11 protein-coding genes are annotated in these 9983 nt (G+C 70.6%); 5 read left to right on the forward strand and 6 right to left on the reverse strand.

The window, feature by feature from the left end:
- Window positions 1-61: 61 nt before the first annotated feature.
- Window positions 62-469, forward strand: coding sequence for a D-ribose pyranase (gene rbsD / locus ABNT58_RS11690; protein WP_348753650.1), 408 nt, complete (start codon window positions 62-64; stop codon window positions 467-469).
- Window positions 470-484: 15 nt separating this feature from the next.
- Here rbsD and ABNT58_RS11695 read toward each other — a convergent pair whose 3' ends face one another.
- Both ABNT58_RS11695 and ABNT58_RS11700 read right to left on the reverse strand, forming a co-directional pair.
- Window positions 485-1948, reverse strand: a complete 1464-nt coding sequence (locus ABNT58_RS11695; RefSeq protein ID WP_348753651.1) for a CapA family protein — start codon at window positions 1946-1948, stop codon at window positions 485-487.
- Window positions 1949-2039: 91 nt separating this feature from the next.
- On the reverse strand, window positions 2040-2390 hold the full coding sequence (locus ABNT58_RS11700) for an HPF/RaiA family ribosome-associated protein (RefSeq protein ID WP_348753652.1): 351 nt from the start codon (window positions 2388-2390) through the stop codon (window positions 2040-2042).
- Window positions 2391-2608: 218 nt separating this feature from the next.
- Between ABNT58_RS11700 and ABNT58_RS11705 the strand changes: the two genes are divergently transcribed.
- The 3 genes from ABNT58_RS11705 (at window position 2609) to ABNT58_RS11715 (ending at window position 5092) form a co-directional block, all read left to right on the forward strand.
- Window positions 2609-3013, forward strand: coding sequence for a TerB family tellurite resistance protein (locus ABNT58_RS11705; protein ID WP_348753653.1), 405 nt, complete (start codon window positions 2609-2611; stop codon window positions 3011-3013).
- Between the two features lie 125 nt (window positions 3014-3138).
- Window positions 3139-3561 carry a tripartite tricarboxylate transporter TctB family protein gene (locus ABNT58_RS11710; RefSeq protein ID WP_348753654.1) on the forward strand — a complete coding sequence of 141 codons (423 nt, stop codon included), beginning with the start codon at window positions 3139-3141 and terminating at the stop codon, window positions 3559-3561.
- Between the two features lie 4 nt (window positions 3562-3565).
- Window positions 3566-5092 carry a tripartite tricarboxylate transporter permease gene (locus tag ABNT58_RS11715; RefSeq protein ID WP_348753655.1) on the forward strand — a complete coding sequence of 509 codons (1527 nt, stop codon included), beginning with the start codon at window positions 3566-3568 and terminating at the stop codon, window positions 5090-5092.
- An 83-nt stretch (window positions 5093-5175) separates the two neighbouring features.
- Here ABNT58_RS11715 and ABNT58_RS11720 read toward each other — a convergent pair whose 3' ends face one another.
- From ABNT58_RS11720 to ABNT58_RS11735, 4 genes are all read right to left on the reverse strand, one after another.
- Entirely contained in the window at window positions 5176-6567 is a 1392-nt protein-coding gene (locus tag ABNT58_RS11720) for a sensor histidine kinase N-terminal domain-containing protein (protein WP_348753656.1), read from the reverse strand.
- On the reverse strand, window positions 6554-7228 hold the full coding sequence (locus tag ABNT58_RS11725) for a response regulator transcription factor (protein WP_348753657.1): 675 nt from the start codon (window positions 7226-7228) through the stop codon (window positions 6554-6556). Before ABNT58_RS11725 ends, ABNT58_RS11720 begins: the two co-directional genes overlap by 14 nt.
- 70 nt (window positions 7229-7298) lie before the next feature.
- A complete protein-coding gene (locus tag ABNT58_RS11730; RefSeq protein WP_348753658.1) occupies window positions 7299-7793 on the reverse strand; it encodes a GNAT family N-acetyltransferase in 495 nt (164 codons plus the stop codon).
- On the reverse strand, window positions 7787-8251 hold the full coding sequence (locus tag ABNT58_RS11735) for a rhodanese-like domain-containing protein (RefSeq protein WP_348753659.1): 465 nt from the start codon (window positions 8249-8251) through the stop codon (window positions 7787-7789). Before ABNT58_RS11735 ends, ABNT58_RS11730 begins: the two co-directional genes overlap by 7 nt.
- 96 nt (window positions 8252-8347) lie before the next feature.
- Between ABNT58_RS11735 and ABNT58_RS11740 the strand changes: the two genes are divergently transcribed.
- The gene (locus ABNT58_RS11740; protein ID WP_348753660.1) at window positions 8348-9871 is read left to right on the forward strand and encodes a PLP-dependent aminotransferase family protein; all 1524 of its coding nucleotides are present in this window, start codon (window positions 8348-8350) and stop codon (window positions 9869-9871) included.
- The last annotated feature ends 112 nt before the right edge of the window (window positions 9872-9983 follow it).

Raw genomic sequence — 9983 nt, forward strand, 5'->3', positions numbered from 1 at the left:
CTTCCATCCCGCAGGCGTCCGAAGTGGATGCCATGCCCGAACCCCCGCCCTGGAGTGCCCTATGAAGCGCAACCGCCTGCTGCATGCCGAACTGTCCCGCGTGATCGCTTCGTTGGGCCATGGTGATGCGCTGGTGATCGGCGATGCCGGCCTGCCCATCCCCGATGCGCCGCAGGGCCACGGCGGCCCGCAGCGCATCGACCTGGCCGTCAGCCGCGGTGTGCCGGCGTTTGACGACGTGCTGGCCGCGGTGCTTAGCGAGATGCAGGTGGAGCGGGCGCTGATTGCCACCGAAGCCTGCGAAGCCGGCGGCGCCCTGCCCGCCTGGGTGGCGCCCATCGACGCCAGCGTCACCGCGGTGAGCCACGACGAGCTGAAGCAGGCCACCCGCAGCGCCCGCGCCGTGGTGCGCACCGGCGAATTCACGCCCTACCGCAATGTGGTGCTGTACGCCGGCGTCGTGTTCTAGGCCCTGGCCTGAGCTTCAACGCCCCGGGTGCGGCCGGCCTTCAGGGTCGATGCGCACCGTCTGCAGCTGCCAGTCCACCACGCCCCGGGCGCCCACCGTCATCCACAGCAGGCTGCCGGTGTTGTTCTCGGCATCGCTGAAACCGTCGAACACGAAGTTGCCCAGGCTGTAGATCACCGGCTTGCCGTCGATCAGCTCGGTGTCCTGCCGCACATGCGGGTGGGTGCCCACCACCGCATCGGCGCCGGCCGCGATCATCAGCCGCGCCAGCGCCCGCTGCCGCGCATGGGCCGTGGTGCTGTGTTCCTGGCCCCAGTGCATGTACGGAATCACCACGTCGGCCTGCTGGCGTGCCGCCTGGATGGCGGCCACGATCTGCTCGTCGTTCGCCCAGGCGATGCCGGGGCGCCGCGGCCCCGCCTCGAACTCACGCGGGAACATCTCGTTGTAGCCCAGCAGCGCGATGCGCAGCCCGTTGCGCTGCAGGATCAGCGGCTGGTGCGCCTGGCGCTGGTTGTCGCCACCGCCGAAGTGCGGCAGCCCGGCCTGCTGCAGGCGGCCCAGCATCTGCGCCAAGGCCTGCGGCCCGTAGTCGCCCGAATGGTTGTTGGCCAGGGACACCGCATCCACATGCCGCTGCAGCACCTTGAGCGTGCGCGGATGCGCGCGGAAGGTCCAGGGCTTGCGCAGCGCGCGGCCGTTGTCGGCGATCACGCATTCGAGGTTGGCGATGCGCAGGTCGGCCTGCTTCAGGTCGGCCGCCATGGCGGCGAAGGGGTCCTGGCCGCGGGCGATCACCCGGCCCGGGCCGTCGGCCAGCATCACGTCGCCCATCCAGGCCAGGCGCACGGTGCGGGTGCCGGTGGGCTGGCCTGCATCGGGTGCAGCCCTGGCCACCGCCGGCTGCCGAGGCAGCGGCTGCGTGGCGTCGGCATCGGTCCAGCCCGCTGGCGTGGCACCGGCCTGCACCACGGCGCAGCCCCAGGCCAGCTCGCGGCCCAGCGCGGGCGAATAGCTGCGCTGCCAGCCGGTGAGCGTGGGCTGCCAGGGCGCGGCGGCATCCAGCGCCGGCTGGCCCACGGTTGACCAGCGGCCTTGCGCCAGCACCTGCGGCCGCTGGGGCTCGTCGGTGTCCACCACCGTCACCACCACGCGACCCACCTGCTGCGTGTCGGCCCCGTCGGCCAGCGCCTGCACCCGCAGCTCGAAGCGTTCGCCAACGGCGGCCACGGCGGGCGCCCAGGCATCACGGCCGGCGGGCACGCGCAAGGTGGCCGTCTCTTCACCGGTGCGGGCGCTGCACAGCAGTTCGGTGGCCGCTGCGGGGCCGGCCGCGTGCGCAGGCGGGGCTGCCAGGGCCAGCGCCAGCACCGGGGTCGCGCACAGCGCCGCCACCCGGCGCCAGGCCGTTGAAAGACGGCGTGCAGGCCCGGGAGGGGTGCACGCCGGCAGCGGTGGTGAGGTCTGGCGCAGGCTCATCGTGATGCGGTCTCCCTGGGTCGATGAACGTCGGCCGGCCGCGTGGCCGGACACCGGGAGTATGCGAGCCCGCAGCCTGCGCCGCGCCAGACTAGGCGGCTTCGGTCTCCTGCGCCCGGGCGCGCTGGCGCAGCTTGCGGAAGTCCTGGCCGCGCCGCGCCTGCCGCAGCAGGAAGCGCGTGGCACGGGCCAGCGCGCGGTCGAGGGCGCTGCGCCAGTCGCCGGCCACGGAGCTGACGACCACCGGGCCGCCGCCGTCGGTGCGCAGGGCCAGCTGGCAGCGCTTGTCGACGCCGCCGCGGGGACCGTTCACGTCCGACAGCTCCACTTCGGCGCGCGGCACCCGCGTCTTCAGGCGGCGCAGCGCAAAGCGCAGGCGTTGCTCGGCCAGCTGGCGCAGGCCGGCGGCCTGAGGATCGCGGGAGGTGAAGACGACTTGCATCGTGGCTCTCCAAAGGGGTTGCACAGGCCCCCACCGTAGCCCGCGGAGCCGCCTGGAAAAATCAGGCTGATGCTGAGGTTGACGAAGGAAGAACCTGTGCATTGCCGCCTGCCAACACTTCAGTTTTGCCGATGCATCCGTCAACCAAACCCCTGTTTTTACCGAAGCATCCAACCGGCACAGTGCAGCTTCCTTCATCACTGCACCTGGAGTGTTCCATGCGCCACTACCCCGCCAACAGCCCGGAAGCCGCCGCCCGCATCGTCGCGCTGGTCCTGATCTCCGACGGCCATGTCTGCCGGTCGGAACTGGCCCTGCTGGAAGAGAAGGACCTGCCCGGTGAACTGGGCCTGCCTGCCGACGCGATGCCGGCCATCGTGCAGGCGCTGTGCGAAGACCTGCTGATGGCCGCGCCCCACGGCGCCGGGCTGGCCGGCAGCGTCGATGCCGAACTGCTGGGCGCCTTGATGCGCGACGTGACCGACCTGCCGCTGCAGCGCAAGGTGGTGCAGCTCGCCCTGGCGGCCGCCGCGGCCGATGCGCACCTGAGCGACGGCGAGCAGACGATGCTGGAAGCCGTGCGCCGTCACTGGCCGCAGGCCATGCCCTTGGCCTTCGCCTGACGCCCGGCCCGGGCCCCCGCGCGGGGCCCTGAAAGCTGTCGGTTTCCTGTCCTACGTGGAAACCGTCGTGGTGTGCGGAAGACGCAGTCCTAGAGTGATTCGCGTCCACTTCTTCCGCCACCACCATGAACCAGAACCTGGTCCGAGGACTCTTCCTCCTCGCGGTATCGCTCGGCTTCGGCCTGGGTGCACTGCTCAACTTTCCCATCGGCAATTTCAGCCGTGCCGGCGCGGGCCTGTTCCCGCTGATGATCAGCAGCCTGCTGGGGCTGATCGCCATTGCGATGCTGGTGCAATCGCGCTTGGTGCCGCCGGTGCCGATGGACTTCAACGTCAAGAACATCGCGCTCATCATGGCCTCGCTGGCCGGCATGGCGCTGGCCTCGTTGTACCTGGACATGGCGGTGGGCATCGTCGTCATGGTGTTCATCTCGGCGTTCGCCGGCACCTCGTACTCGATCAAGCGCAACGCCATCGTCTCGGCCTGCCTGATCCTCGTCGCCTTCGGCTTCCAGCACCTGCTGGGCCTCAACCTGCCGCTGTTCTGACGCCATGGACATCCTGCACAACCTTGCTTTCGGGTTCAGCCATGCGCTGACCTGGCAGAACCTGCTGTTCTGCGCCATCGGCTGCACCGTGGGTACCCTGGTGGGCCTGCTGCCCGGCCTGGGCCCGCTGGCCACCATCAGCCTGCTGCTGCCGCTGACCTACTCCATCCCGACCACCGGCGCACTCATCATGCTGGCCGGCATCTACTACGGGGCGCAGTACGGCGACAGTGTGAGTGCGATCACGATGAAGATCCCGCACGCCAGCAGCATCGTGGCTTGTATAGACGGGTATGCCATGACGCTCAAGGGCCAGACCGGCCTGGCCTTGTTCACCGCGGGCTTTTCCAGCTTCATCGGCGGCACGGTGGCCATCGTGGTGCTGTCCTGCCTGGCGCCCACGCTGGGCGAGGTGGCGCTGCTGTTCGGCCCCACCGACTACTGCGCGCTGATGCTGGTGGGCTTCGTCTGCGTGAGCTTCGTGACCACCGGCAGCCTGCTCAACGGCCTGGCCATGTGCCTGATCGGCGTGCTGCTCGGCCAGATCGGCACCGACGTGACCAGCGGCCAGACGCGCTACACCTTCGACCTGCCCTTCCTGGCCGACGGCGTGGGCCTGGTCAGCATCGCGCTGGGCTGCTTCGGCATCGCCGAGATCACCAAGAACCTGGACGCCCGCGAAGAGCGCACGCCCTTCAACGGCAAGATCAACCTGATCCCGACCTGGGCCGAATTCAAGCGCATCATCCCCAGCGCGCTGCGCGGCTCGGTGGTGGGTTCGTTCCTGGGCATCCTGCCCGGTGGCGGCCCGGTGATCGCCCAGTTCGCGGCCTACGCGCTGGACAAGAAGGTCAGCAAGTACAAGGACGAGATCGGCCAGGGCGCCATCGAAGGCGTGGCCGGCCAGGCCGCCGCCGACGAAGCCGCCGCCCGCACCAGCTTCATCCCGCTGATGAGCATCGGCATCCCGGAGAACGCGGTGATGGCGCTGATGATGGCCGCCTTCATCATCAAGGGCATCCAGCCCGGCCCCAACATGATCTCGGGCCACCCCGAGCTGTTCTGGGGCCTGGTGGCTTCGATGTGGGTGGGCAACTGCTTCCTGCTGCTGCTGAACGTGCCGCTGGTGCGCTACTGGCTGTCGGTGTTCAAGATCCCGTACGCGGTGCTCTTCCCGTCGATCCTGTTCTTCTGCTGCATCGGCACCTACAGCGTCAACAACAACCTGGACGAGATCTTCGTGACCGCGGCCTTCGGCCTGGCCGGCTACGTGTTCATGCGCCTGGGCCTGGACGCCGCGCCGCTGATGCTGGGCTTCATCCTCGGCCCCATGCTGGAAGAGAACTTCCGGCGCGCGATGCTGATCAGCCGCGGCCACTTCTCGGTGTTCGTCGAGCGCCCCATCAGCGGCACGCTGCTGGGCCTGATCGCCGCCTTCGTGATCTGGCAGCTGGTGGTCTTTTTCCAGAAGTCGCGCAAGGCGCGGATGCAGGCGGCCTTGCCGACGGCCTCGACCGCCACGGCAGCCTGACCGCTGACTGCCCCGCCAGCAGTCTCGCCACGCCCTGTCGCCCCGCCAGCCCATCTGGCGATGGCGACAGGGCGTGGCCCTTTTCAGGCGCCCGGTGCCGGAAAGCGCACCAGCACCTTCAGCCCTCGCCCACCCGCACCAGCCTGCAGCTCGGCCTGCGCGCCATGCAGCCGCGCGATGTCGGCCACGATGGCCAGGCCCAGGCCGCTGCCGGTGCCGCCGGCCTCGCGCCCCCGCCGAAAGCGCTGCCACAGCAGCGGGCGCTCGTCTTCCGGCACGCCGGGGCCGTCGTCTTCCACCGACAGCCACGGCATGTCGCCGTCCACGCCGCAGGCCACGGTGATGCGCGCGCCGCGGCCGGCATGGGCCACCGCGTTGTGCACGAGGTTGCCCACCAGTTCTTCCAGCAGTACCGGGTGGCCTTGCACCACCGCGTGTTGCAGCTCGAAGCCCAGGTCCTGGCCGGCTTCGATCGACGGCTCCAGCCAGCGGTCGGCCGCATCGGCGATCAAGGGGCGCAGGTCCACCGGCTGCACCGGCTGCTGCTGCGGGTCGAGCGCAAAGCTCTCGGTGCGGGCCATCGACAGCAGCTGCTGCGCCAGCCGCGCGCCGCGCTCGGCGGCCGCATGCAGGCGCTCGAGCATCGGCTGCTGCGCCTCGGGGTGCGGCGTGCTCAGGGCCTGCGCCGCTTCCACCCGCATCACCGCCAGCGGCGTGCGCAGCTGGTGGGCCGCATCGGCGATGAAGGCGCGCTGCGCGATGCCCGCATCGCGGATGCGGGCCAGCAGGCCGTTGAGCGCATGCACGAAGCCCACCACCTCGCGCGGCACGCCGCGGGTGTCCACCGGGGCCAGCGCCGCGGGCGACAAGGAGGCCACCTGCGCGGCCGCCCGCTGCAGCGGGCGCAGGCCCCGCGCCACCGCCAGCATGGCCAGCGCCACCAGCACCAGCGCCAGCACCGTGGCACCGGCCAGTGAAGCCAGCACCACCGCGCGTTCGGCCTGGTGGCGCTTGCCCAGGGTTTCGGCCACCACGATGGCGCACACCCGCTCGGGGCTGCCGCAGGCGATGGCATGGGCGGCCACGCGCACGCTGTCCGCCCCGAACTGCGCATCGAAGAACGACCACTGGCCGGCCGGCAAGGGCGGCGCCAAGGCCAGCAGCGCGGGCTCACCGCCCAGCGCGCGGCCATCCGGCCCGCCGACTGCAAACACCGTGCGGTCGACCAGGTCGGCCTGCAGCGCGCGTGCGGTCTGCGCCGACAGCGGCAGCGTGACGCCGTCGGCATCCAGCTGCACGATGCGCGACAAGGCCACCGCGGTGTCGGTCAACGCACGGTCCAGGCCGTCGAGCGCGGGGATCAGCGCCAGGCGGTAGATCACCGCCGCGGTCAGCGGCACCAGCACCAGCAGCGGCACCAGCAGGCCGACCAGCAGGGTGCGGCGCAGCGTGGGCTGGGCCTCATTCGGCGGCATCGGGCTCCAGCCGGTAGCCCAGGCCGCGCACGGTGCGCAGCTTCACGCCGCCGGGCTCGATCTTGCTGCGCAGGCGCGAGATCAGCAGCTCCAGCGCGTTGTCGCTGGTGCCGGCATCCCAGCCGGGCACCAGCGCGGCCAGCTGCTCGCGCTGCACGATCTGGCCGGTCTTGGTCATCAGGTACTGCAGCACGATGCCTTCGCGGGCCGTGAGCTTGACCGGCTTGTCGCCGATGCGGGCCTCGCGCGTCAGGCCGTCGTAGTGCAACGCGGCCACCACCAGGTGTTCGCTGCGGCGCAGCTCATGCCGGCGCACCAGGGCCTTCAGGCGCGCCAGCAGCTCGGTCAGCGCAAAAGGCTTGACCAGGTAGTCGTCGGCGCCCAGCTCCAGCCCGCGCACCCGGTCTTCCACGCCGTCGCGGGCGGTGAGCATCAGCACCGGCAGGAAGGAGCCCTGCTCGCGCACGCGGCGCAGCGTCTCCAGCCCGTCGATGCCCTGCAGGTTGATGTCGAGCACCAGCACGTCGTACGGGTCCTGCTTGAGCGAGGCCGGCACCGGCTCGCCACGCGGGCTGACGTCGGCCCGCCAACCCTGGGCCCGCATCGCGGCGGCGATGGATTCGGCCAGGGGAGCGTCGTCTTCGACCAGGAGGATGTGCACGATCAGGACATCAGCGGCGTGCGCGTGGGCACGGGGCGCCGATGCTAGCGCCGAACGTGCAGCCTCCTGGTCAGACCGCCAATGTGTAGCGGCACTTGTCCAACCGGCAGGCACCTAGCGCGTCGTAGAAGCCGACGGCCTGCCCGTTCCACACCGGCGTCTGCCATTGCAGCTGCCGCGCACCGATGTCGCGGGCGTACTGCGCCACGGTGGCCATCAGGGCCCGGCCCAGGCCCAGGCCACGCGCCCCGGGTTCGAGGTACAGGCAGTCCAGATGCACGAAGGATTGCGCGTCCAGCGTCGAAAAGTCGAGCGTGGTGCTGGCGTAGCCCACCGGCTCTCCGCCCATCAGGCCCAGCCATATCCGCAGACGATGCGTTTGCAGCGCCTGTGCCAGCCGCTCGGCATGGCCTTCACCCTCGTGGCGGATGTGCTCGTGGGCGGCATGGGCCGCACAGAGGCGCGACAGCACGGCGGCATCCGCCGGGCCGGCGGCCCTTACCACCATATTCGCCACCACGTCCTCCACCACATCCGCCACAACGTCGGCCGCCGCCATCAGCATGCGCACTCGATGGCCGGGCGGGCCGCCGGCATGCTGCCGCGCTCGGGGCCGGTGGCCACCGGTTGGCCGTCGCGCACCCAGAAGTCCAGGCCACCCAGCATCTCCTTGACCTGAAAGCCCAGGCGCGCCAGCTTGTAGGCGCCCTTGGTGGAGCCGTTGCAACCGATGCCGTCGCAATAGGTCACGTACACCTTGCTGCGATCGAGGTGGGCAGTGCTTTGCGCGTCCATGGTCCGGTGCGGAAAGCTCAGGGCCCCGGGCACGTGACCGACGGCGTAGTGCGCTGGCGAGCGGGTGTCGATGACGACGATGGCGTCGATGCCGTTGCGCAGGTCTTCGGCCACGTCCCAGGCGTCGGCGTGGTAGCTGAGCTTGGCGGCCATGAAGTCGCACGACTGCTCGGGCGTGGGCGCCGGAAGGGCCAGGACGTTGGAAGCGGGCGTGACGGTCTGGATCATGGAAGTTCCTCGGTGAGGGCAGGTGGGTGTCGATGGCGGAAGTGTGTGGCCCGTTGGTCTTATGCTTGATGCCAAATTCAGGCAATCGATAAGACCATGAAGCCGCGCCTGCTGTTCACCCTGTTCGAAGGCCAGGCCGGCGGCGGCCGGCGCGAGCGGCTGTGCGCCGCCCTGCGCGAGGCCGTGCGCAGCGGCCAGGCGCGGCTGGGCGACCGCCTGCCCAGCAGCCGCGACCTGGCGCAGGACCTGGGCCTCTCGCGCGTGACGGTGGAAGCGGCCTACGCCCAGCTGGAAACCGAGGGCTACCTGCGACGCCAGGTGGGCCAGGGCAGCTTCATCGCCATCGAGATGGGCCCGACCGCGCCCCGCACCGCCCGCCCCCGGCGCACGCCGCCAGAGCCGGCGGCGCTGTCGCGGCGCGGCCAGCGCATGGTGGACACCGGCGGCTGCGTGGAACCCGATCGGCCCCGTGCCTTTGTCGCCGGCAGCCCCGACCTGCAGGCCTTTCCCACCGACCTGTGGCGCCAGCTGATGCAACGTCGCTGGCGCCACGACGCGGCCGCGCTGATGTTCTATGGCGACCCGCAAGGCCTGCCTGCGCTGCGCGAAGCCATCGCCCGGTACCTGACGCAGTCGCGCGGGGTGCGTTGCACCGCGGCGCAGGTGCTGGTGCTCACCAGTTCGCAGCAGGCGCTGCAGCTGCTGTCGGCCACGCTGCTGGACGAAGGCGACGCGGTGTGGATGGAAGACCCCGGCTATGCCGGCGCACACACTGCGTTTGCCGCCAGCGGCGCGCAGCGGGTGGACATGGCGCTGGACGACCAGGGCGCCACGCTGGACCCCACGCGGCCCTGCCCTCGCCTCATTTACCTCACGCCCTCGCACCAGTTCCCCACCGGTCGGGCGATGTCGCTGGAGCGGCGCCTGGCCTTCATCGCCCATGCCCGTGCGGCCGGAGCCTGGCTGATCGAGGACGACTACGACAGCGAATTCCTGTACGACCAGACCCCCACCCCAGCGCTGCAGGGGCTGGACGAGCATGGCCGCGTGGTCTACATCGGCACCTTCTCCAAGTCGCTGTTCCCTTCGGTGCGGTTGGCCTACATGGTGCTGCCGGAGGCGCTGGTGGCGCCGCTGGTCACCGCCCGCAGCACCTACGACGGCCACCCCTCGCAGCCGATGCAGGCGGTGGCGGCCGACTTCCTGGAGCAAGGCCATTTTGCGGCCCACCTGCGGCTGATGCGCCAGCTGTACCGCAGCCGGCGCGATGCGCTGCTGCAGGCCCTGCACAGCCACCTGCCCTGGGCCGAGCCGCTGGACAGCCGCGGCGGCCTGCAGATGGCGGTGCGTCTGCCGCCGGGCAGCGAGCAGCGGCTCACCCGGTTGGCCGCGCAGCGCGGCATCGCCACGCCCAGCCTGGGCGAGCTGTACCACACGGTGCCGCGCACCGAAGGCTGGCGGCTGGGGTTCGCGGCGCTGACGCCATCTACCATCGACGAGGCTGTGCAGGCGCTCGCCGGCTTGCCATTGACGAAAGCAGAGCCCGCCCCATTCCGCCATGGGCACCCGAAAGCATCGTCAGCCAGCAGACGCTGCCCGACAAGCGCGCGCAGGGCCTGATGGCATGGCTCGGCAGACAGGGTCAGCTCAACAAGGAGCGCGAGCCGCATGAGCGTCCAGCCCTGAGATGCCTCCCGCATCCGCTCGCTGATCCAGACGCTGGAAACGATCA

This window comes from uncultured Aquincola sp. (genome assembly GCF_964001545.1).
Taxonomy (GTDB): domain Bacteria; phylum Pseudomonadota; class Gammaproteobacteria; order Burkholderiales; family Burkholderiaceae_C; genus Aquincola.

Coding starts and splice junctions, on each gene's coding strand:
- rbsD (WP_348753650.1), top strand. CDS start 62: ATGAAGCGCAACCGCCTGCTGCATGCCGAACTGTCCCGCGTGATCGCT.
- ABNT58_RS11695 (WP_348753651.1), bottom strand. CDS start 1,948: ATGAGCCTGCGCCAGACCTCACCACCGCTGCCGGCGTGCACCCCTCCC.
- ABNT58_RS11700 (WP_348753652.1), bottom strand. CDS start 2,390: ATGCAAGTCGTCTTCACCTCCCGCGATCCTCAGGCCGCCGGCCTGCGC.
- ABNT58_RS11705 (WP_348753653.1), top strand. CDS start 2,609: ATGCGCCACTACCCCGCCAACAGCCCGGAAGCCGCCGCCCGCATCGTC.
- ABNT58_RS11710 (WP_348753654.1), top strand. CDS start 3,139: ATGAACCAGAACCTGGTCCGAGGACTCTTCCTCCTCGCGGTATCGCTC.
- ABNT58_RS11715 (WP_348753655.1), top strand. CDS start 3,566: ATGGACATCCTGCACAACCTTGCTTTCGGGTTCAGCCATGCGCTGACC.
- ABNT58_RS11720 (WP_348753656.1), bottom strand. CDS start 6,567: ATGCCGCCGAATGAGGCCCAGCCCACGCTGCGCCGCACCCTGCTGGTC.
- ABNT58_RS11730 (WP_348753658.1), bottom strand. CDS start 7,793: ATGCTGATGGCGGCGGCCGACGTTGTGGCGGATGTGGTGGAGGACGTG.
- ABNT58_RS11735 (WP_348753659.1), bottom strand. CDS start 8,251: ATGATCCAGACCGTCACGCCCGCTTCCAACGTCCTGGCCCTTCCGGCG.
- ABNT58_RS11740 (WP_348753660.1), top strand. CDS start 8,348: ATGAAGCCGCGCCTGCTGTTCACCCTGTTCGAAGGCCAGGCCGGCGGC.